A 22,409-nucleotide genomic window follows, 5' to 3' on the forward strand; every position below is an offset into this window, starting at 1 on the left:
TAATGGCTGGTTTTAATTTTTTTTAAGGTTCATTATGCTTCGTTTTTTTAAACCAAAGCCTGAAACGGTCATGACGTTGGCCAATTTAGGTCTGCAAAGCCTGGCTCTGGGTTATTTTGCCAGCCACTCGGCCAACACGACCAAAGCACCGGCTCACGCCAACACGCCAACTCAGCAAGAAAGTTTGCCTCAGCAGAGCAACCAACCTCGGTAACGGCAGTAGCCCTCCCTGGCCTGCACGGTTTGCTGTGCCTTATTTTGGCGTTGTGTGCGTTGGTGGCTGACTGCCCGTCTCCTCTATAGCGGGTGCGGTGGTCTTGGGTTCGTTTTTAATCTCCGGTGTAAAAAAGGACCCCGGTTGACTGACGCGGGAAGTAGGCTGACGCGGGAAAAGGTGGGTATTCATCACTTCCGCTACCCCATTGATCACCCCAAAGGCGATAACATTATAGAATCCCCCCATGCCGGCCCCGCGAACCAGTCGTCGTACACCGCCTTGTTGCCACAAATGCATGAACATCTCAGTCAGTGGCGGTGTTTTTAATGTACTCTTATTGACCTGCCGAATTTTTTCCTGGTAGACATTGTCCAACACGCTGGCGAATGGTGAGATGGCAAATCCGGAAATGACGGAGGTGGCTGCAGTATGAGCAAACACATGATCATTTTTAGGAATCAAAGGATTAATGAATTCGCTGACGGTGGTTGTCGCCCCGATGCAGGCTAAGGTGGTGACAAAATTGCGTCCGCCGCGAGTCAGCATGCCTTCTTTCGCAAACTGCAGTTTTTGACCCAAAGAGAGTTCGATTTTATCCCCTAACGCATCGAGAATTCGTTTATTGGCGTAATATTGGGTAAGAATCGTGTCAATTCCTCCTACAATGACCGTGGTGACCAGCATCTCGCCGTATTTTTTAAACGCCTTGTTCTCGTGTTCACCGATCATTTCCCCGACGTGATCATTCACTTTTTCCTTGTTGGCAATAACCATGTTTTTAAGTGCAGCCTGTTTTTGTGTGGTTAAGAAACCGGTAAACAATTTCGAAAAGAACTGGTGGTTTGCCATCATGGGCGCATAGCCCTGTGAGCGAAAGCGGGTCATCATCACGTCCATGGGATGCAGAATCGTGGCAACAGCGACGCTGGTGCCAAAAACGCGAATGACTCCCTCCACATAAGGGTTACGTAACAGCTCATGCTGAGTGAGCGGTAGGAATCGAAACGGGGATTTTTCATTCGTTGCGCCGTCTTTTTTTATCTGGTTACCCACATCGTTTTGATTGGTACTCATTATAAGCCTCCAGGTTATACGGCAATCCTTTGGCCTATTTGTGATAATTATGTTTCCGGTAAACATCATGGTAGTTTTGAATTCTTAATTTATCCTTAAGGAAAAAATCAAAATTGTGTAAATATTTTCGTTATTTACGGCAGAAACTGTAAAAAGAAGGCTTTTTCTTTATCAAAGGCAGATGTGCTAGAATGGCCTGCTTCCATTACACGAGGTTTCGCAATGAATAAATGGTTTACTGTACTACTGGCGCTGACGCTCTCCTTTGGAGTGGCCATCAATGACGCGGCAGCAAAACGCTTTGGTGGACGTTTTATGGGCATGGGCCGCTCTAAAACAGCTTTTTCCACCCTGTTTACTAAAAAGAGTACCCAGAACATAAAAAGCAAGGCAACCGGCACGAAACAACGCGGTTTTTTACGTGGTTTGCTCATTGGCGGTGTGTTAGCCAGCCTGTTCATGGGGCATGGCTTGCCCATCGCCCTGTTGTCCTGGATGATGATTGCCGGTTTGATTCTTTTCATGATGAATCGTTATCGACGTAAACAGCCAATACACCGCAGGTAGGGTCGCTCTCTTCTCCCAACATGGCGCAAGAGGGGACTGCGATAGCCAATCCTTCGTGCCGAGCTCGATTAGGGCAAGTTTTATTAACGCTTCACCGTTTAAGACTTGCCCTGCCTGAACGAGTTCGGTAGAGTTCCCTGATTCCGTTTAAAAAGAAAAACAAGCATGCAATCGCGATTCGTCCATCTGCGCGTCCATACCGAATTTTCCATGATTGATGGCCTGGTGCGTATAAAGCCTTTAATGAAAGCCGTGGTTGAGCGCGGTATGAACGCCGTAGCCGTGACGGACTACTGCAATCTGTTTGCGGCGGTGAAGGTTTTTACCACAGCCATCAGTCAGGGGATTAAACCCATTATTGGCAGCGATTTGCCCTGCCATGATCCGGAAAATCCCGAGCAATTGTTCTCATTACTTTTGCTGTGCCAGAATGAAACAGGTTATCGTAACCTGACCTGCCTGGTGTCTAAGGCTTATCAGGAAGGACAATACCAGGGGCAGCCGCGGGTACACTTGAAGTGGCTTAACGAATTTGCTGATGGCTTAATCGCCTTGTCGGGCGGACGTGCCGGTGCCATTGGGAAAGCCTTGTTGCTTGGTGATGAAGCGACAGCTGTTTCACTGGCAAAAGCCTATGCCGAATGCTTTCCTGATCGCTTTTACCTTGAGATCCAGCGCACGGGCCGGCCGGATGAAGTCTTATACAATGAACGCCTCGTCAAATTGGCCGAAGCACTGAACCTGCCATTGGTCGCCACCAATGACGTCCGTTTTTTAAACAAGGATGATTTCGAAGCCCACGAGGCGCGAGTGTGCATCCATGACGGGTTTACCTTAGCGGATCCAAGACGACGCCAGGAATACCACGCCGATCAATACCTGCGTTCGGCCGATGAAATGGCAGACCTTTTTAAAGACTTGCCCCAGGCCATTGAAAACACCGTGCTTATCAGCCAGCGTTGCACCGTGAAGCTTGAGCTTGGAAATAATTATCTCCCGTCCTTTCCAATTCCAACTGGCATGACCATTGAGGACTACCTGTCGCAATTGTCACGTCAGGGACTGGAGGAGCGTTTATTGCAGATTTTCAGGGGGCAACCGCCGGAGGTTCTCGCGGCTTCACGCACACCGTATGATCAACGCCTGGAAGTGGAACTGGATGTGATTAACCGCATGGGATTTCCCGGTTACTTTCTGATTGTGGCTGATTTTATCCAGTGGGCCAAGCAAAATGGGGTGCCCGTGGGGCCCGGACGTGGCTCAGGTGCCGGATCACTCGTGGCTTATGCTTTGAAAATTACCGACCTGGATCCTTTGCTGTATGAACTGCTGTTTGAGCGGTTTTTGAATCCTGAGCGGGTATCGATGCCGGATTTTGACATCGACTTCTGCATGGAAGGGCGTGATCGCGTCATTGAGTACGTTGCCCAGAAATACGGTCGGCAAAGCGTTTCGCAGATCATCACCTTTGGCACCATGGCGGCCAAAGCCGTGGTCAGGGATGTGGGGAGGGTCCTGGGGCATCCCTATGGTTTTGTTGATAAAATAGCCAAATTAATTCCCTTTGAAATCGGCATCACCTTAAGCAAGGCCCTTGAGGATGAAGAGGAACTCCACCGCCGTTATGAAGAGGAAGAAGACGTTAAGGAACTGATTGATCTGGCCTTAAAGCTCGAGGGCATTACCCGTAATGCCGGTAAACATGCCGGGGGAGTGGTCATCGCTCCCTCAAAGCTGACCGATTTTACCGCCATTTACTGCGAGCAGGGGTCAACGCAGATTGTTAGTCAGTTTGACAAGGATGACGTGGAGGCGGTGGGGTTGGTCAAGTTTGACTTCCTCGGCCTTCGCACCCTCACCATCATTGACTGGGCCCTTGCCACTGTCAATCATCAATACCAGCGCGAGGGCAAAACGGCGGTGGACATTGCCTTAATCCCCACAGACGATGCCAAAACCTTTGATTTATTAAAAGCCTGCCAGACCACTGCAGTCTTCCAGTTAGAATCCCGCGGCATGAAAGAGCTGATTCATCGCTTGCAACCAGACTGTTTTGAAGACATCATCGCACTCGTGGCGTTGTTTCGCCCCGGCCCCCTGCAATCGGGAATGGTGGATGATTTTATCGATCGCAAACATGGTCGTGCCAAAGTCGAATACCCGCATCCCGATTTGGAAGCCATCCTGAAACCGACCTATGGGGTAATCCTCTACCAGGAACAGGTCATGCAAATTGCACAGGTTTTGGCCAATTATACCTTGGGTGGCGCGGATCTTCTGCGTCGGGCCATGGGCAAGAAAAAACCGGAAGAAATGGCAAAGCAGCGGGCTATTTTTATTGAAGGCGCAACCGGCCGCGGCGTGAATGAAGACACGGCGGCTCATATTTTTGACTTGATGGAAAAATTTGCCGGCTACGGGTTTAACAAATCACACTCGGCTGCCTATGCCCTCGTTGCTTATCAAACCGCCTGGTTGAAGGCGCATTACCCTGCCGCCTTTATGGCAGCAGTCATGTCCTCTGACATGGATAACACCGACAAGGTGGTGACTTTTATCGACGAATGCGCCCAGATGCATCTTAAGGTCCTCCCGCCTTCAATTAATCAGTCCAGTTATCCGTTTACGGTCACCGATGATCAATACATCCTTTTTGGTCTGGGGGCGATAAAAGGGGTAGGGGAATCAGCCATTACCATCATTGTGGAAGAACGAAAGCAGGGCGGACTTTATACCGGTTTATTTAATTTCTGCCAACGCCTCGATTTGCGCAAGGTGAATCGCCGTGTGCTTGAAGCCCTGATTAAAAGCGGCGCGCTCGATGATTTTGGAGTGGAGCGTGCAGTTTTGTTTGCCTCGCTTGAAAAAGCATTAAAAGTCGCTGAAAAAAAACAACAGAATCAAAACAGCGGGCAAACGGATTTGTTTTCATTGATGGATAATGACGAGGTTGAAGAGGATTACGTTCAGTTTAATCCCTGGGCTGAGTTGACCCGGCTTGAAGGAGAAAAAGAAACCCTCGGTTTTTACCTCACTGGCCATCCTGTTGATCAATACGCCCGCGAATTCAAAGGCGTGATCACCCCCCTGGTGCAATTAAATCCTTCCACCAGTAAAAAAGCCTGGATTTGTGGGTTAGTCACCGGGATACGCCGTATTTTAACTAAACGTGGCAAAAAATTGACTATTTTAGCCCTTGAGGATGCCTTGAAAAAACTGGACGTCGTCGTTTTTTCTGAGGTGTACGAGGCCTTGTCCAGCGAGGTTCAAAGCGGGCAAATGGTGGTGATTGAGGGAGAAATCAGTCACGATGATTACAGCGGCGGCGTTAAAATGACTGCCAATCAGGTGTTGTCAATTGACGAAGCGCGTACCCGCTTCGCCCGTAGCCTGATGGTGTCGATAACACCGGACGATAAACCGCTTGTTCCCACACTGCAATCCTTGCTCAAAGCCAATCAGGGTCACTGTTCTGTTCAAATCCAGTACCGCAATAGCCAGGCCACGGCCACGTTATGTCTGGCGGCCGAATGGCAGGCGAGGCCCAGCGATGCTTTGCTGAAATCATTAAGCGATTTGCTGGGGGAAAACAAGGTATGGATGAATTATTAGCCCGGACAGAGGCTAGTGATTAAAAAAATTCCCCAAGCGTTTGGCGGCCGCGCGTTGTTCAAGTCGCTCAGGCGAGGGGGGGTGTTCTGGCTTAAACCGGGAGGCCGGGTAAGAAGCAGGCTTCAACAGAGGCTCTGCCCTGGCCAATACACTACCCAGTTCCTCTTCCAGTTTTAAATGCGGATGAATGGCTTTATAAAACTGCGCTGAACCGTCGAGGCCATTGAGCAACGCCTGATGGAATTGCGATATGGGACCGCGTAATGCGGCTAAATGATCCAGCACAGGCCCGATGGCGGCCTGTTTGACTAATTGCTTAAGGGTTTGCTCCAGTGAGTCAAGCGACACCCGCATTGCTTTTTGCTGTTCGCAGGCTTTTTGCAGGCCCAAGTAAAATCGTTTGTAAGGGGTTTTCCCAAACGCATGGGCTTCACGGTAGCTTTTCGCCTGATGCTGATAGCGGCTTGCGATTCGTACGAGAGAATGAAGCAGCTCGCCCAATAAATAAAGCAATTGGCTTAAATCGTCGTGGCCTAAGGCAAACGCCAAACGTTCCAAATTGATGGTTTGCGAATAATCAGGGCCTACACCCAGAAGCTGCAATAAAATGGGCTCCAGGCCTAGAAGTCGGGACAGGGCATTCTGCATATCGAGGCGGTATTGCAGAGTCAATTCAAGTAGTCGGCCACGGTGTTCCAGGGGTTCCTGTGACAGTAACGCCGCGTCCTCATCATGCAGCAAGTCGTTTATGATGGCTTGCGATGCACAAAGAGCCTCCGCTGCACTGGCAAGCAGTGTGTCAAGTTCAATGGGTTGCTGGTGGGTCATGCCGTTTACCTTGTCTTCTCTGGTCAGTGTACCATAAAGTACGGTCCTTGATGGTGAGTGGAAATTTTTCTTTTTTTGCAGAGAGGCATAGGCTAACATGATCCTATCTTGTTAAGGGATTGGGATTATGATCAATTTTTGCCGAAAAATGGTTCTTTTTGCGCTTTTGCTGTCGTTTACCGGCGCATTGTCGGCCAATGGAAACGACCAATTGTATTATCGTAATTTCTGGCATCCGGATTACCGGGGGGCGCGCCTTGATTATTGCACCATGGATGGCAGTCAATGCGGCATGGCGGTAGCCAACCGTTATTGCAAAACCATGGGGTATCTTCGTGCAAATCAGGCAATAAAAGCCAATAACCTCGGTGTAACCAAATACATCGACAGCCGTGGGCGTTGTCAGGGTTGGCTGTGCAATGGCTTCAAAACCATACGCTGTGTTGGCATGTCGCAAAAGAAACCCAAATTTTATCATTACAGCATGCGGCGTTTTGTTTATCCCCGTTATGATAATTTCCGCATTGACTGGTGTTATGACGGCGAAAAAGGCTGTGGACGTCGGGTAGCGCAATCATTTTGCCGTCGTATGGGATTTTTGCAGGCTAAAAAATTTACCATTGAGCGGTGCGTGCCGGCCACCAAGGCCCTGGGAAATCAAAAATTATGCTTTGGCCCTCAATGCAATGGTTTCAGCGAAATTACCTGTTCCCGATAAGGCCGAGGTATTGTTTAATTTATGACACCATGGAAAATATATGTCATTTATTTGACAGCCTGAGGCATACTAACCGATACTGAACTAATAACGGTTTAGACTTAAGGATAAGTGTATGAGTGAAAATGAGACTGTCCTGGTCATTGATGATCACCCGGAGCGACGCAATAAACTGAGTGTGATTGTTGAATTTGTTGGTAAAAACGTCGCGGTGGCCGGGTATGAGGATGCCAAAACATTGGCATTGGACCATGTGCTGGCTGTCATTATTGCCGCGAGCCATACGCCTGATGCCTGCCTGACCCTCATTCATCATCTGACCAAGTCTTTCCCACATCTTCCTTTGATCCTCATCGATTATCCGCAGGGAACCGGTGAATCCCTGCCCAGAACCATTACCGCGATGCTTGATTTTCCCTTTACTTATGCGCAGATGCTTGAAGCCTTGCACAAATGTCAGATTATTCACGATCGCGCCACAGAGGATTCCTCAACTAAACAGCCGCATTCGCCCTTATTTCGCAGCCTGGTTGGCAACAGTGAGTCCATCCGCCAGGTTCGCAAACTCATTGAACAGGTTGCTGGTACTGAAGCCAGTGTGCTTGTTCTGGGTGAGTCTGGAACGGGAAAGGAAGTGGTCGCCCGCAACATTCATGCCTTATCGTCCAGAGCAGGAAAGCCCTTCATTCCCATCAATTGCGGCGCTATTCCCAGTGAACTGTTGGAAAGCGAATTGTTTGGTCACGAAAAAGGCGCTTTTACCGGTGCCATCACCTCCCGGCAAGGCCGTTTTGAATTGGCCAATGGCGGCACCCTGTTTCTTGATGAAATTGGGGATATGCCCCTCGCCATGCAGGTGAAACTATTAAGGGTTTTGCAGGAGCGATGTTTTGAACGCGTTGGCAGTAACCGCAGTATCGATGTCAATGTCAGAATCATTGCTGCGACGCACCGCAACCTCGATGCCGCCATCCAGGAAGGAAAATTTCGCGAAGATCTTTATTATCGTTTGAACGTCTTCCCCATTGATATGCCGCCCTTGCGTGCTCGAAAGGAAGACATCCCGCTGCTGCTGAATGAGTTAATCTCCCGCGTTGAAGGTGAAAATCGTCCGGGGGTAAGGCTTTTACCCGCCGCGCTCGATACCTTAAGCCATTATCAATGGCCAGGTAATGTACGTGAACTTGCCAACCTGGTTGAACGCCTGACCATTCTTTACCCGAACGGCATCGTTGATCGTGACGATTTGCCGCGCCGCTTCAGAATGGATGAACAGACCGAACACGGTATTCTTGGAACCGAGCGTGAAACCCTGCTCGGCACGGTTTCACAGGACCAATCAGGCAATGACGGCATTGATTTAAAAGAGCATCTGGTAAAAACAGAACTGGCCATTATCAGTCAGGCTCTGGATGAGTCGGATTGGGTTGTGGCACACGCTGCCAGTTACCTGAACATGCGTCGTACCACCCTGGTTGAAAAAATGCGTAAATACGGATTAATTCGACCAGAACGGGCTTCATCCTCTTCCTGATTCACGGGCGGAAATCCAGGTCATGAATCCGACTATTCCCCTTTCGGCGGTTCGACAGGATCAGCGCCTTGTACCGGGGGCTTCGTTTTCTTGGATACAGGAGCTGGCGTTACGGGTTCTCCGGTAACGGGTTCAGTCGTTTTTGCCTTACCCACCACCACCTCATTGTCAGCTGCGGGTTTGGATTGCTGTTGTTCGGTGGCTTCGCCTTCTTCACGCTTTTTCTTGTAATCGTCAATGATCTCGCTAACGCTTTGCTTCACGTCTTTAAATAATTTAGAGGCAATTGATGTCATTTCTTTAAAATCAGGTAACTTTGATTTAAAATCGCTCATAATCTGCTCCGTGCATGCCATTGTCATTAATTAATTATATACCCATTTGAAAAGACAGGTTTGTTTCTCAGTGAAAGGGGTAAAAAAGTTGAGCGGCTGGGCGTAAAATCCGATCAACCAAGGATGGCTTGTGGTGGGAGGCAATTTTAAAGACCTTGTAATCCTCCATTTTACTCATAAGGTACTCGTCACTGGTTTTAAGGCTGTCCACCAGACGCAGCTCAAAGGCATCCTTCGCCAGCCAATGCTCTCCTGTGGCTACTTTGTCAATGTCGAGTTGCTGGCGGTTTTGCAGTACGTAATCACGGAAGGCCTGATGAATGTCTTCCAAATCCTCCTGAAATTTCTGCCGGCCCTTTTCCGTGTTTTCACCAAACAGGGTCAATGTGCGTTTGTATTCGCCTGCGGTTATCATCTCAAAATCGATGTTATGCTTTTTCAGCCAGCGGTTAAAATTGGGCAATTGACCAACAACCCCAATTGAACCAATGATTGCAAAAGGTGCGGCAATGATTCGGTTGGCGACACAGGCCATTAAATACCCGCCGCTGGCTGCCATTTTATCGATGGCTACGGTTAGTGTGATGTTTTTATCGCGGATCCGCTGCAATTGCGACGCGGCGAGCCCATAGCCGTTAACTACCCCGCCAGGACTTTCCAGACGAATGAGTACTTCATCGTCTTCACCTGCAACACTTAATACGGCATTGACCGCTTCCCGCAATGACTCCGTTTGGGATGCCTTGATGTCACCATGAAAATCAAGAACAAACAAGGTGGGCTTGTCTTTGCTGTTGAGTTTGTCTTTCTTTTTTTGACGGGGCTTTTTCTCTTTGATGTCCCTGATTTCGTGGTTCATGTGCCGCCTAAGCGCATTGAATTCTTTGTTCAGGGAAACAACCTCAAGCTTGGGTCGTTTACTGCGTCCAAGGGCCAATAGTCCAGCCGTGACCAGCAAAATGGCAATCACCAGGGTGATGCTTTTGAGGAGAAATAAACCGTAGTCAGATAGAAATTCCATCGTTTACCCTTTTAATAGGATGAAAAAACAGAATTATTACTGGGGAAATGCTTCGGTGCAAGTTTGTTGTAGAGATACTTGCGGCAAGACGCAATTCCCGCTAGTCTGCCGTTTTGGGTATTAAGGCTTCTTTATGCTTGAAGTGATTAATCTAGCCTATGATTACGATTACCGCCCCGTCTTAAGCGGCGTGCAATGGACACTCGCTCAAGGGGAGTTATTGCATCTACGCGGCAGCAATGGCGCTGGTAAAACGACACTCTTGCGTCTGTTGGCAGGCCTTACCCAGCCGATAAGCGGAGAAATCCGTTTTAGAGGATACCCTGTCGCGGAGAACAAAACCGCCTACCAGCAGGCCCTCTGTTATGTGGGTCACAAGCCGGGTTTGAGCGCCGCATTAACCGTGAGCGAAAATTGCCGGTTTGACTCCCATTGGCCGCGCTCACGTGTGCCCCTTGAGGCGTTACTCGCAGCACACGGTTTGCAGCATTTGGCGGATCAGCCCTGCGCGCATCTGTCCGCTGGTCAGCGGCGTCGTGTCAGCCTGTTACGTCTCGCCATGACCGATGCACCGTTGTGGCTGCTTGATGAACCCTTGGTTGCCCTGGATGATGACGCCATTGCGTTGCTGGTTAATTTAATGAACACCCATTTGCAACAGGGGGGAATGGTTGTTCTGACTTCTCATCAGGAGTTGCCGTCTTTTCTGAAAAAGACTCAGGAGTATTGTCTGTGACCACTGGCATGCGGCTTTTTAAAAGGCAATTTCACCGGGAATTGCTGGTGCATCTGCGCCAACCCAGCACCTTGTTGCATGCCATCCTTTTCTTTCTGATGGTTACTGTTTTTTTCCCCTTGACGGTGACGCCTGAACCCCGGCTTCTGCAGCAATTGGCGCCGGGACTGATTTGGACTGCCATGTTACTGTCCTTCCTGCTCGCTTCAGAGAAATTCTTTCAGCAGGATTATGAGGATGGAGTCATCGAGCAATGGTTAATTTCTTCTCAGGATTTGCCTGTTATTGTAATCGCCAAAGTGTGTGCTCATTGGCTCCTTCATTTAATTCCCATGCTGATGTTATGTCCCTTACTGGCAATGTTGTTTTCGCTGAATCCAACAGAGGCAGCCGTGCTTGCCTCAAGCCTGATTGCCGGCACACCCGCGATTATTTTTCTCTGTGCGTTAGCTGCAGCGTTTAGCACGGGTCTTAAGCAGAAGGGGGTATTGATTGCCCTGATTCTGTTGCCATTCGCTCTTCCTGTCATGATTTTTGGCAGCGCAGCCCTACAGGCGGGCATTCATGGTATGAACGTCAGTGGTTACCTGGCTTTACTACTGGCCTTTTCGCTTTTGGCCATTCTTTTTCTGCCCTTTGCCATCAGCGCCATTCTTCGCATTACGCTAAGCGATTAGCCGCTCGATTTGAAACCAATGCCTTAATACAACCTTAAGTTTATTCTGGTATAGTTTTGACTAAAAATTCAACATCTTGGTCTAATTGAGTCGGAATCGATATGTTATTGCAGCGTGTTTTACAACGAATCAGTGAATTGGAAAAAATCAGACAGGTCCTTAAGGAAGAGAAAAAAGAGCTTGATGCCCACCGTGCTCATTTACTCGCCGGCATGGATCTCGTCTCGTTAACGGAGTTCGAGTCATATCGTCAACAGCAAGTGATGTTTCTTAAGAGGGAATCAGCCCTTGAGCAGGAATACGCTTCCCTGCAGATAATGGCTCAGGTATTAAATCCCACCCCCCCTGTGTTTGAGCGGTTAATCATTGGTGCGGGTGTTGCAGGAACACTGCTTTTTCAAGAATTTTCGCCGGCTTTCCGTTCTCAAAATGTCGCTCGACCTGATTTACCCAATATTCTGGTTCTTAATGATCCTGATAATCTGAATACCTGGCCAAAAGAAGGCTCAAGGGTTATGGGACAGCCAGCCAGGGTACAAACGCCCACCGGTTTTTCTTACCACTCGACTGATTTTGATTTAAAGAACGAAGAAGACCCGACAAATCCTTATAATTATGTGTTGGCGAACGATTTTCATCGTGCGCTGGTAGCCACTCAGGTTGAGCTTGGAATGCCGATTTTGCAGGCTGAGGCAAAGGCGATCGAAAAACGGGAAGAGCATACTGGCCGTTGGCTATACAGCGATTATGAATACCGTTTGAGGGTCCTTTGCAAATTTGGAGATGTATCCCAGGAATTGTACTTATACACGCATTATGTTGACATTTGTGCCGGGTTGGGGCCTTCCCGGAAACTGACTGATTCTCAAATTTCACCGATGCTCTCGGAAAAACTCACTAAGAAGCAGACCCTGATTTATGCTCAGGATGGCGATGTGAATCTGGAAGGCGAGGTGCTTTTATACGGCGGTTCAGCAATCAACGCGGCCTGGGCTACTGAACTCCTCGAGCGTTCGCAAGAAAAAACCAACGTAAAAATCAAAAAGCTCGTTTCACGGAACCGTAAAGGACTGGATGACATCAGTACCTTAAGCCGTTTCATCAGCGAAGCCTGCGAAAAACGCCTTGAACTCGCGGTTGGCGAATTGGCCAATGTACGGGAATTGGATGACGGGCGTTTGGCTGTGTCATTTACGGCCAGAGAATCGGGTCCTTATGAGGGATTAAAAGAGGGTGAGGAAATTATTTGTGATAAGCTGGTCGTGGCTATCGGCCAGGTCAATCCTGACATTACTAATCGTTTGAGCCAGTTCAAGCAATGCATCTACAAAACCCATTTGGACACGCCTCCCATTCCGCTTGGAACCTATTCGCAGGATCATCGTATTTTTGTCTGGGGAGCTGCAGGAACCCTGGGTATTGGTTTGGCGGGTGGAGAAAGAGAACGCTTTGTCAAACAAATACAGGATCATGCCAACAGTTTCCCTTACGAGTCCATGGCCTTGGGCGGAATCTTTCGTGTCTCCTGGGTTATCCCCCAGATGTGCAGGCACCTTGGAAAACTTCATTTGTTTCCCATCACGCCAGGGTATGATTCAAGAAAATTCCTGTGCCCTGATATTAACCAGGCTACCATTGAAGATCTGGAAGCATTAATTGCCAGTGAGAATCCTGTCATTCGCCGCAAAGGTGCTGAAGAGATCATTAAATTACGTTGCGCGGTCATGCCTAATCACAATAAAGACGCCCCCGGTATCCAAAGCATGGCGCAATTGGAAACCATTCTACCCCCTGGGTTATTGATCCATATTCGTCACGTTTACTTTCCTTTTGCCTCTGAGGCTGGGCTTGAACACAAAACCACAGGCAAGATCAAGCTGTCCAGCAATCGCCATGGCTTATTTACTCAGCCCATACCGACGGTGGATGTATTCGATGAGTCAATTGCCCGATTGAATGCCCTGATGGATGAATCAGATATTCAATTGCCAGTCATTGATTCGCCGCAGGCTCCGGATGGTGAGAAAGAAAAGGATGAACTGCTAAACCTTCTGGATCAGAGCCAGCGGATATTCAGTTAATAAGGAAAATTGGTTGAATTTATTCCAATCAGGGAATGGATTAGGTAAATTAAGCCGCTAACGCCTTCAGGAGAAGTTTTTTGGATTTCACAACGCTGTCATACGCAGACAGAACGGCCATTGCCGAATTGCAATTATTCATCAGCGAACTGGAAATCCACACCAGTGAGGACAAGCTGATTTACACATTGAATGAGTCACAGCAACACCGCTTGCCCACGCTGATTAAAGCAATCAGTCTTGCTGTGTTAATTAGGCTGGCGATGGAAGACAACCACGTCAATGCCTTGTGCAGACACCCTGTTTTGGAGCCTCACTGGAACGAGCGATGGCGGTTAAGCGGCCGTAATCCGCATGAAATGGCGATAAAAAATAATCAACCGGTGCATGAATACCTGCCGCAACCCACCATCCCAACTTTCCAGCTGCTTCAGGGCATTTTTCTCTACAGCCAATACAGAACCAACAGTGATGCCGCCATGCTTTATTTGTATCAAGCCGCAGAGGCTGGCTATTTTCCTGCATTAAACGTGTTAACCAATTACTGCCTGACGCAAACGGATTTACATCCTGAAGCACTGCATTATGCCGCCTTGGCCGCTGATTATTACTGGACGCCGGGCTACCTGCTTTTAGCCGTGACTGAACTTAAACTGGAACAGTATGACAAAGCGCTGCTTCATTTGATTGTTGCTGAGAAGCTGCTGCCTTATTCAGACGCCATGATTAACAATGCCTACCAGGGACAGTCTCTAGCGGCCATTGCCCAGCCACTGATGCCGTCTCTGGATGCCCATAACTGGATGGAAGCAAAAATAAAACTTGCCGAGCTAGGTCAACTTCCCCTGAACCTGGTGACTACCCGCCTGTATGCGCAGGCGGATCATGTGGTTGAGCAGATCAAGGCAATCTTCTCCCCCATGCCGGAAGACCCGGATGAAGCGAAAATGGATAATCCCTTGAGTCCCGGTTTTTAGTAAGCGAAGGCATTGGTTGTCCCTCCTTGCCATTGCATGATAAAATCTGCCTTTTTGAGCCCTGCTTGATCCCTTATGTGGAAATTTCTCTACCAACTGGCGTCACCCAGAAATTTTTACCAGCTGACGCAACGCTGGCTTCCTGCATTGGGAGGCTGTGTGTTGCTGACTTTGCTGCCGGGCCTTCTCTGGGGACTGTTTTTTGCCCCGCCTGATTACCAGCAGGGGGATGCATTTCGTATCATTTATATTCATGTTCCAGCGGCTTTTTTATCCATGTCCCTGTACGCCTGGATGGCATTTCTCGCTGTGTTGCTTCTTGTCTGGCGGATTAAGCTTGCCGGGTTAATGCTCTCGGTGGTGGCGCAACTCGGTGCGATAATGGCCTTTTTAGCCTTAGCCACTGGCAGCATCTGGGGAAAGCCCATGTGGGGCGCATGGTGGGTATGGGATGCCCGGTTGACTTCCGAGCTTATTCTGCTGCTGCTTTATATCGCTATTGTCGCCATTCGGTCAGCTTTCAGTGATTCCGAGCGTGGCGATCGGGTGATTGCCATTTTGACACTGGTGGGACTCGTGGATCTGCCGATTATTCACTATTCGGTTTACTGGTGGAATACCCTGCATCAGGGCTCGACCCTGTCGGTTTTTGCCAAGCCTAAAATTGCAGCACCGATGTTATATCCCTTGCTGCTTTCCTTGCTTGGTTTTACCTTGTATGCGTTATGGATTATTCTGCATAAAGCCCGCAATGAACTGTTGCTGCGTGAACGGCGCCAGCAATGGGTGAGGGAGTTGGTGGAGGAAAGGCAATGAACGGGTTAGCAATGGGGAAGTACGCCATGTATATCTGGCCGGCTTATGGTTTGGCCTTCGCTGTTTTAGCGCTGTTGCTGCTCGATATCAAGCGCCAGCAGAAACGTACACGCAGCAAACTGCATCAATGGTTCAGGCGGCAATGACCATGCATCCTGTCCGTCAACGAAAATTGCTTTTCATTTTAAGTCTTCTCGCTGGATTGACGTTGATAACGGCGCTCATCATGTATGCTTTGCGCCAGAACATCAGCTTGTTTTATACCCCCTCGCAAATGGCTGAGGGCAAGGTAACCCAGGGACAAAAGGTACGTATTGGCGGCATGGTGGTCAAAGGCAGCATTGTGCGCGGCAGCCAGGATTTGACAGTCCGCTTTAAACTCACTGATTTTAAAAAAGAAATTGAAGTCAGCTACCGCGGTATATTGCCGGATCTGTTTCGCGAAGGGCAAGGAATCGTTGCATTAGGCCAGGTGCTCGATGAGGGCCATTTTAATGCTGCGGAAGTACTCGCCAAACATGATGCCAATTACATGCCGCCAGAAGTCAAGGCCGCGTTGGCCGCTCAGGGGAAGAAATGACAGCAGAACTGGGTTTATTGTCGTTAGTGCTCGCTTTGCTGTTTGCGGTGTTGCTGGCAGTTATTCCAACCCTTGGCTTGCTGCGCGCCAGGACGGGCTGGATTGCGGCGGCACCCGCCTTGGCGGCGGGGCAATTTATATTTATCACCTTGGCCTACCTTGCCTTGACCATCTGCTTTTTGCGCGATGATTTTACTGTCATTTATGTCATGAGCAATTCCAGTGTGAATTTACCCTGGTTTTACAAACTCTGTGCCGTCTGGGGCGGGCATGAGGGTTCCATGCTGCTTTGGGTTGCCATCCTCAGTCTGTGGATGATGGGTGTCAGTTTTTTTAGCAAGAACCTGGATGATGCCATCCGCACCCGTGTGCTGGTTGTCTTAGGCCTCATCAGTATTGGTTTTATTTTATTCCTGTTAAGTACGTCCAATCCGTTTGCGCGTCAATTCCAGGTGCTTAATACGCAGGGACGGGATTTAAATCCCTTGCTGCAGGATCCAGGCTTTCTGTTTCATCCACCCATGCTGTACATGGGTTATGTTGGTTTTTCCGTGGCGTTTGCTTTCGCCATTGCGGCCCTGTGGCTCGGCCGGGTTGAATCCTCCTGGGCAAAATGGACAAGGCCCTGGACACTGGCGGCCTGGTGTTGTCTAACCACGGGCATTACGCTTGGAAGCTGGTGGGCTTACCGGGAGTTAGGCTGGGGAGGTTGGTGGTTCTGGGATCCGGTCGAAAACGCCTCTTTCATGCCCTGGCTGGTGGGTACCGCGCTGATTCATTCCCTGGCCGTCAGTGAAAAGCGGCAGCAGTTCATTGCCTGGACATTATTATTGTCAATTACTGCTTTTTCGCTAAGCCTCGTGGGAACCTTTCTTGTCCGTTCGGGTGTGTTAACGTCTGTCCATGCTTTTGCCGTTGATCCACAGCGCGGGCTTTTTATTCTGTGCTTTCTGTTGACGGTGATTGGCGGCTCGCTGCTGTTGTTCGCGCTCCGTGCACCAGCCCTTACACGGCGGAACAATCCTGCACTGATTTCCAAAGAGAGCGCCTTGCTTTTAAACAATGTTTTTCTTGCCGTTATCATGTTAACCGTATTGATGGGAACAATTTACCCCCTGTTAATTGACGGCCTTGGGCTTGGTAAGTTATCGGTGGGCGCGCCATATTTCAATACGGTATTCGTTCCTTTGATGATTCCTTTGCTGCTGCTGATGGGATTGGGCATTCATTTACGATGGCAAAAGGACAACCTTCAAGCGGTTCTAAACCGTTTGAAGAGTCTCCTGGGCCTCAGTGTCCTTCTTCCTGTTATCATCCTCCTGTTCGTTGATCAACCGATGAATGGCTACAGCCTGCTTGGCCTTGTATTGGCTGTGTGGATCCTGCTGAGTACGGGCAAACTGGTTTACCTCCGCGGGCAGGAGCGAGGGTTTAAAACCTTGGGCCAGGCCTTTTGGGGAATGGTGCTCGCTCACGTCGGTGTTGCTGCCGCGGTTATTGGTGTGGCCATTTCCAGTGGCTATGGCATTCAGGATGATGTCAAACTGGCACCCGGCAACGAGGCGATGCTTGCCGGTTACCGCGTTCGTTTCATTAATGAACAGCCTTTACAGGGGCCTAACTATCAGGGAACGCGTGCCCGCTTTGAAATCAGCCGCGGATCGCAGGTGCATGTGATTTATCCTGAAAAGCGCATGTATACCATCGGCCAAATGGCGATGACGGAGTCAGCCATCGATGTTAATCCATTCCGCGACATCTATGTGGCTCTGGGGGAGCCTGTGGATGAAACGGCCTGGTCTGTGCGCCTTTATTTTAAACCTTTTGTCCGTTGGATCTGGGGTGGGGGCTTTCTGATTTTAGCCGGAGGTTTGCTCGCCTTATCCGATCGCCGTTATTATCGGCAGCAAAAAACGGTATCAGCCCATTTGGAAGTGAGTTCCTCATGACACGACTAATTAACTGGCGCTTATTGCCCTTTTTCATTTTTGTGGTGCTGGTTTTGTTTTTCTGGCGAGGCCTATCCCTTGATCCTCAAAAGCTTCCTTCCAGCAAGCTAGATCATCCGCTGCCTGTTTTTAAACTGCCTGTACTGGGCCACGAAAACGAGATCATGACATCCGATCGCTTAACGGGGCAGGTGAGCTTATTGAATGTCTGGGCTAGTTGGTGTGCTGCTTGTGTTGAAGAGCAGGTTTTTCTGTTACAGTTGGCCAAAGAGGGGGTCCCGTTGTATGGCCTTAATTACAAGGACACTAGCGACCAGGCATTAAAATGGCTGGCTGAATGGGGAAATCCCTATCGTCTGATAGCCGAAGACGCCAAAGGCAAAGTGGCCATTGATTTAGGGGTTTATGGCGCACCGGAAACCTTTCTTATCGACAGGAAAGGCATTATACGGTATCGCCATGCCGGCATTCTGGATGAAGCGAATTGGAAAAAAGAATTTCTGCCTCGCATTAAGCAGTTGAAACGACAATCATGAAGAAATGGCTTGCACACATTCTGATAGTCATGCTCTGTTCTTTGGGTGTGGCCCAGGCGAACAGTTTTTATCCTTTGGATTCTCCTCGAAAGGAAGCGCAATTTAATCACTTATTGAGGGAATTGCGTTGCCTTGTCTGCCAAAATCAGGATTTGGCCGATTCCAATGCTGAACTGGCCAAGGATTTACGAGGGCAGGTGTATGATCTTGTGAGGGAAGGGAAGAGTGACAGTGAAATTATTCAATACCTGACTGACCGTTATGGTGATTTTATCTTGTTTAAGCCCCCGGTCAAGGCGGTCACCGTTCTGTTGTGGTTTGGTCCCATTCTGTTTTTAGCATTGGGGTTACTGGTTTTTTGGCGCACAGGTTTAAAGCAGGTTGCACATGAATGAGAAATGGCTGTTATTGGCTTTTGGTTCATTGATTTTTTCAGCTCTGCTGCTGCTTTTCTTTAGTCTGCGGCAGACAAAAGGCACGCTGATTATCCTTGTTCCCGTGTTTATTGCCAGTGCCTGTGTCGGTTATTGGTATTGGGGAAGCTGGCAGGCCTTAAACGATTATTCAAAGCAGCAGGCTCGTATGCAGGACGTGAAGAAAGTCCTCGCGACAATGAAGGACCCCCAGGATTTAATTGTCCGTTTGCGGCAGCGTTTGGATGATACGCCAGCGAGTTCACGCGGATGGTATTTATTGGGCAGGCTTTATCTCAGTCAAAATGAATTGCAGCAGGCTAAGATAGCCTTTAAAAAAGCCATGACCCTTGACTCTGACAACGACACGGCAAGAATCAGTTACATTCAGGTTCTGCTGTTGCTCAATCACCAGCAGTTCAATGAGGAAATGACGGCGCAGTTGCATCAATTACTGAAAAAAAATCCACACCAACCGGATGCCCTGGCCATGCTTGCCGCCAAAGCCTATCAGGAGAAGGAATTCAGCGAGGCGATCGTTTACTGGCAACAGCTACTGAAAATGGTTCCCGGCAATTCGGAGACAGCACAAAGCCTGCGCAAAGCCATTGCCAAAGCACAACAACAGTTATAGAGTCATAGATGCAATTTTTTTATTTGTCATTCGTAGTCTAGTATGTAGGGTGAATGGTTTAAGGTTTTCAAGGAGGAAACATGACAAACCGTGTTTATCAAATTGTTGAATTAGTGGGCACCTCGGAAGAGGGCATTGAAGAGGCAATCAATAATGCCATTGCTCAGGCGGCAAAAGTGCATGGCAAACTGGACTGGTATGAAGTACTTCAAACCCGTGGTTTTATCGAGGGCAGTGAAAGCAAATACTACCAGGTTCATTTGAAAATAGGTTGCCACGCACATTAAGTGCCATGTGGTGTCATGGAGCCAGGGATTATTGTGTCACTGCCTGTTCACAGGTGAATAAACATCCACTTCATCCTGTTTCGCTTTTTTAACTGTCGATGAATTGATTTTAAACAGGCACAGTTTTGCCAGACGGGGTACCTTCTCTTTGCTATCCAGCAATTCACGACGATAAAATTCCGTAGCCTCAATGGCTTTTCTAGCGCCCAGAGGATTGCTGCCTGGCCCTGTCAAATTAAAGCGTTGGGGGGTATGGGCGCCATCCAGCAAGATGTGTCGAAAGCCTGGATCATAAGCTTTTATGTCAGGCAAAATACCGATTTTCCTAGCCAGCGAATTTAAAAATTCAATCTCATCCCGCTTGGTCGGCGTTTTTTTCATTTCCTTAAATAGCGTTTCTTCCTCGGGCAACGAACACCTGCCGCTGAATACGCCGCATGCCAGCTGTGCCTGTAAGTCCACAATCGGAAAGACCGCACCACGTGCGCCTTCGTACATGCCGATGACCGCGAGACTAGAAGATAACATCGTGTCTTCGTAGGGGTTGGGAAGGTGCCTTAAGTGTTCGGGTAGGAAGGGCAATTGACGCTGATACCCGGTGCAAAAAATCACATGATCGAATTCATGAAACTGGCCATTGGTGAGCGTCACGCCTTTCTCGGTAAAAGAGTCAATCTCCCCTTTCGCAAGAACGATTTTTTTTTCGCGGCATCGCTTAAAATAGTCTTCAACAATAGTAAATTTCATCGGCGACGCATTTGTCATTTGCCATTCAGCAAAGTCCTGCTGTTCCTGACAATGTGTCTGTAAGAACTTTACTTCTTCCTCATGTGATTTGGGTGTTTGGCTATTCGTGTAGGTTTTTAATAAATCCCGAGGTAACCACGGCCCCTGATGCTCTGGATCAGCAGAACGGTAACGTTTAACGCACCAATGCTCCTGGCGAAAATGGTGGGTAGTCAATGTGGCCACGGGTGCCAATTCTTCGACTATGGCTGTACCACTGAAGGAATTGCCGACCACCAGCACTTTTTTTCCGGCAAAGGGTTTGGGACCCTGATAATCGGCACTGTGGCTCATCTTGTGGCGAACGGTTTCCAGTCCTTTAAATGGCGGGATAAACGGGTGGGCGAATTTACTGCTGGCGACTATTACGGCATCAAACAGTTTTTCCTGACATGCAAGTGAGCCTTTCTGCTGCCAGCGAACCAGCCATTGCTTATCCTTTGGCTTGATTTCTACAACCTGTGATTCAAACTGGACACAGGGTAGGAGCTTAAATTCTTTCGCATAGGCTGATAAATAAGCGTAATGTTGCTCAGTGGTAGGAAAATCCGGGGTAGTGGAGGGCCATGGAAAATCAGAGAACGCGCCTGTATGGCGAGAAATATTACTCTTCATGCCAGGCCAGGCGGTGCCCTGTTGATGGGCGGCGTGTTGCGCCTCGCCCCAAACTCCGCCAATTCCTCCGGCCATTTCAAAGGCAGTCGGACTTAGTCCTTCTGCCAGTGCTGCCTTGATGGATGTCAGGCCAGAGGGACCTGCACCAATAATTGCTATTTCCTTGCCCATGTGTCCTCCAACAATTATGTGGGGGTGGCTTGATAAGGTTCTATAGACTCCACCTGCGGTGTTAATACCACGGCTTCACTGGAGTTCACCTTTTGCTGTTTATAAAATGTGGCATGGCTGGCCTCTGACAGAAGCGGTAATGAAGACGCTTCCGCTTTGCCATTTTGGCGTGTGGGGTTTAAATGGTGCATACTTTCGGTTAACTGCCTAATGCGCGCAGACGATTCTACCAATTCGTTGCACACCACGGAAAAAGGGTAATAAGCATAACGGCATTTTTTACCCTGGTGGGGTGTGGGCGAGGAAATGGAATCCCGGGTGGTTGGGATAATGGCATTTTGATTTAACCAGGTTTTGAGGGAATTGTAATCCGTTATTTTGGTTGATCCCGGAACTGTCCACCACTGATGATTGTCAAGGTATTCTTTTACCAGCAGAACGGGGCGTTCGATTTCCATTTGTGGGAATAACTCGTCATCAAGCGTCAGGGGCGTGTGGTTCTCGAGGGCTTTTGCGATGTCGGATAAATTTTCAGCCAACTGGTAATGGCGGTCGAGTTCTGCCTTCAGTTTCTCTGCCTGTTCGTGAAAACGCACCAGCCGCTCGGCCTGCTTCAATTGATCTGGATCAATCCCTTTAGCCTCGTGCAACAAGGTCTTTGCTTTACCGATATCCAAAGACTCCAGTTTTACATCCCCCATTTCCTGTTTCAGCTCATCCACATCGATGGATTGCGGGGTGTTATCGGTAGCAGGAGGACGATTAGCACTGAGGTTAATCAAAGCGAGGAGGTAGGTACTGATTGAAGCAAAGTAAGTAATTGGCTGGGAAAAATTTTCACCCACGCCCTGCCACCCATTCCAGAGTGCCGCGCCCAGCCCTTCAAAGAATACCTTGATCGCGTCGCCGATGGCTGTGGTTAACGCCCAAATGGTGAGGACAGGGACCAGGGCGGCACTGATTAACCAGAGGGCAGGTGCAAACAGAACAGCCAAAATCATGGCCAGGGTGGAATTTAAACCCCACCCAGTCAATACGGCGCTTGCAAGAGCAGGCGACAGCACAACCCAAGCCAGGGCCGCGACAACAAAACCGAAGGCGACAAAAAGTTGTACCAGGGCGAACTTGAGTAATAAAACGAGGGGGCCAAGAAGTATGGCCGTTGCGTAGCTTAGAAATTCTAAAATCTTTTCCATGATAAGAACCCAGAATGATGCAGCAGGCCTATCCTAACCCTGAGCGTTC

At 48.9% G+C, this 22,409-nt stretch carries 23 protein-coding genes; 17 read left to right on the plus strand and 6 right to left on the minus strand.

Annotation, left to right across the window (positions count from 1 at the left end):
- The first annotated feature begins 34 nt into the window (after nt 1–34).
- Entirely contained in the window at nt 35–214 is a 180-nt protein-coding gene (locus GH742_RS05925; protein ID WP_203456528.1) for a hypothetical protein, read from the plus strand.
- Nucleotides 215–253: 39 nt separating this feature from the next.
- On the opposite strand, the gene GH742_RS05930 is transcribed toward GH742_RS05925, so the two are convergent.
- Nucleotides 254–1,291, minus strand: a complete 1,038-nt coding sequence (locus GH742_RS05930) for a hypothetical protein (protein WP_203456530.1) — start codon at nt 1,289–1,291, stop codon at nt 254–256.
- Between the two features lie 222 nt (nt 1,292–1,513).
- Here GH742_RS05930 and GH742_RS05935 point away from each other — a divergent pair, with 222 nt between their 5' ends.
- Nucleotides 1,514–1,858 (plus strand): hypothetical protein, encoded by a 345-nt coding sequence (locus GH742_RS05935; RefSeq protein WP_203456531.1) that lies wholly within the window; start codon nt 1,514–1,516, stop codon nt 1,856–1,858.
- A gap of 165 nt (nt 1,859–2,023) precedes the next feature.
- On the plus strand, nt 2,024–5,470 hold the full coding sequence (gene dnaE / locus GH742_RS05940; protein WP_203456532.1) for a DNA polymerase III subunit alpha: 3,447 nt from the start codon (nt 2,024–2,026) through the stop codon (nt 5,468–5,470).
- Between the two features lie 12 nt (nt 5,471–5,482).
- On the opposite strand, the gene GH742_RS05945 is transcribed toward dnaE, so the two are convergent.
- Nucleotides 5,483–6,397, minus strand: coding sequence for a hypothetical protein (locus GH742_RS05945; protein ID WP_203456533.1), 915 nt, complete (start codon nt 6,395–6,397; stop codon nt 5,483–5,485).
- Nucleotides 6,398–6,425: 28 nt separating this feature from the next.
- Between GH742_RS05945 and GH742_RS05950 the strand changes: the two genes are divergently transcribed.
- Both GH742_RS05950 and GH742_RS05955 read left to right on the plus strand, forming a co-directional pair.
- Nucleotides 6,426–7,016, plus strand: coding sequence for a hypothetical protein (locus GH742_RS05950; RefSeq protein WP_203456534.1), 591 nt, complete (start codon nt 6,426–6,428; stop codon nt 7,014–7,016).
- A gap of 115 nt (nt 7,017–7,131) precedes the next feature.
- Nucleotides 7,132–8,550 (plus strand): sigma-54 dependent transcriptional regulator, encoded by a 1,419-nt coding sequence (locus GH742_RS05955; RefSeq protein ID WP_203456535.1) that lies wholly within the window; start codon nt 7,132–7,134, stop codon nt 8,548–8,550.
- Between the two features lie 32 nt (nt 8,551–8,582).
- Here GH742_RS05955 and GH742_RS05960 read toward each other — a convergent pair whose 3' ends face one another.
- Together GH742_RS05960 and sohB are read right to left on the minus strand one after the other, a co-directional pair.
- Nucleotides 8,583–8,885, minus strand: coding sequence for a hypothetical protein (locus tag GH742_RS05960; RefSeq protein ID WP_239005295.1), 303 nt, complete (start codon nt 8,883–8,885; stop codon nt 8,583–8,585).
- Nucleotides 8,886–8,952: 67 nt separating this feature from the next.
- Nucleotides 8,953–9,906 (minus strand): protease SohB, encoded by a 954-nt coding sequence (gene sohB / locus GH742_RS05965; protein ID WP_203456536.1) that lies wholly within the window; start codon nt 9,904–9,906, stop codon nt 8,953–8,955.
- Nucleotides 9,907–10,039: 133 nt separating this feature from the next.
- Here sohB and ccmA point away from each other — a divergent pair, with 133 nt between their 5' ends.
- From ccmA to GH742_RS06025, 12 genes are all read left to right on the plus strand, one after another.
- On the plus strand, nt 10,040–10,642 hold the full coding sequence (gene ccmA / locus GH742_RS05970) for a cytochrome c biogenesis heme-transporting ATPase CcmA (RefSeq protein WP_203456537.1): 603 nt from the start codon (nt 10,040–10,042) through the stop codon (nt 10,640–10,642).
- Nucleotides 10,639–11,319, plus strand: coding sequence for a heme exporter protein CcmB (ccmB, locus tag GH742_RS05975; RefSeq protein ID WP_203456538.1), 681 nt, complete (start codon nt 10,639–10,641; stop codon nt 11,317–11,319). The genes ccmA and ccmB overlap by 4 nt, the downstream gene beginning before the upstream one ends.
- A 101-nt stretch (nt 11,320–11,420) precedes the next feature.
- Nucleotides 11,421–13,400 carry a hypothetical protein gene (locus tag GH742_RS05980; RefSeq protein WP_203456539.1) on the plus strand — a complete coding sequence of 660 codons (1,980 nt, stop codon included), beginning with the start codon at nt 11,421–11,423 and terminating at the stop codon, nt 13,398–13,400.
- 80 nt (nt 13,401–13,480) lie between these two features.
- Nucleotides 13,481–14,377: a DUF5630 domain-containing protein gene (locus GH742_RS05985; protein WP_203456540.1), complete on the plus strand. Its 897-nt coding sequence runs from the start codon at nt 13,481–13,483 to the stop codon at nt 14,375–14,377.
- A 75-nt stretch (nt 14,378–14,452) separates the two neighbouring features.
- Complete coding sequence (gene ccmC, locus GH742_RS05990; protein WP_203456541.1) at nt 14,453–15,193, plus strand: heme ABC transporter permease CcmC; 741 nt, start codon at nt 14,453–14,455, stop codon at nt 15,191–15,193.
- Nucleotides 15,190–15,339, plus strand: coding sequence for a heme exporter protein CcmD (ccmD, locus tag GH742_RS05995; protein ID WP_239005296.1), 150 nt, complete (start codon nt 15,190–15,192; stop codon nt 15,337–15,339). The genes ccmC and ccmD overlap by 4 nt, the downstream gene beginning before the upstream one ends.
- A gap of 2 nt (nt 15,340–15,341) precedes the next feature.
- Nucleotides 15,342–15,773 (plus strand): cytochrome c maturation protein CcmE, encoded by a 432-nt coding sequence (gene ccmE, locus GH742_RS06000; protein ID WP_203456868.1) that lies wholly within the window; start codon nt 15,342–15,344, stop codon nt 15,771–15,773.
- Nucleotides 15,770–17,722: a heme lyase CcmF/NrfE family subunit gene (locus GH742_RS06005; protein WP_203456542.1), complete on the plus strand. Its 1,953-nt coding sequence runs from the start codon at nt 15,770–15,772 to the stop codon at nt 17,720–17,722. The genes ccmE and GH742_RS06005 overlap by 4 nt, the downstream gene beginning before the upstream one ends.
- Nucleotides 17,719–18,258: a DsbE family thiol:disulfide interchange protein gene (locus GH742_RS06010; protein WP_203456543.1), complete on the plus strand. Its 540-nt coding sequence runs from the start codon at nt 17,719–17,721 to the stop codon at nt 18,256–18,258. The genes GH742_RS06005 and GH742_RS06010 overlap by 4 nt, the downstream gene beginning before the upstream one ends.
- Nucleotides 18,255–18,653, plus strand: coding sequence for a cytochrome c-type biogenesis protein (locus GH742_RS06015; RefSeq protein ID WP_203456544.1), 399 nt, complete (start codon nt 18,255–18,257; stop codon nt 18,651–18,653). Before GH742_RS06010 ends, GH742_RS06015 begins: the two co-directional genes overlap by 4 nt.
- Nucleotides 18,646–19,305 carry a tetratricopeptide repeat protein gene (locus GH742_RS06020; RefSeq protein WP_203456545.1) on the plus strand — a complete coding sequence of 220 codons (660 nt, stop codon included), beginning with the start codon at nt 18,646–18,648 and terminating at the stop codon, nt 19,303–19,305. The genes GH742_RS06015 and GH742_RS06020 overlap by 8 nt, the downstream gene beginning before the upstream one ends.
- Nucleotides 19,306–19,385: 80 nt before the next feature.
- Nucleotides 19,386–19,592 (plus strand): dodecin, encoded by a 207-nt coding sequence (locus GH742_RS06025; protein WP_058532235.1) that lies wholly within the window; start codon nt 19,386–19,388, stop codon nt 19,590–19,592.
- 36 nt (nt 19,593–19,628) lie between these two features.
- Here GH742_RS06025 and GH742_RS06030 read toward each other — a convergent pair whose 3' ends face one another.
- On the minus strand, nt 19,629–21,164 hold the full coding sequence (locus GH742_RS06030) for an NAD(P)-binding domain-containing protein (protein WP_203456546.1): 1,536 nt from the start codon (nt 21,162–21,164) through the stop codon (nt 19,629–19,631).
- Nucleotides 21,165–21,178: 14 nt separating this feature from the next.
- Nucleotides 21,179–22,360 carry a hypothetical protein gene (locus GH742_RS06035; RefSeq protein WP_203456547.1) on the minus strand — a complete coding sequence of 394 codons (1,182 nt, stop codon included), beginning with the start codon at nt 22,358–22,360 and terminating at the stop codon, nt 21,179–21,181.
- Nucleotides 22,361–22,409 lie beyond the last annotated feature (49 nt).

The sequence above is a fragment of the Legionella sp. MW5194 genome (assembly GCF_016864235.1).
Lineage (GTDB): Bacteria > Pseudomonadota > Gammaproteobacteria > Legionellales > Legionellaceae > Legionella_C.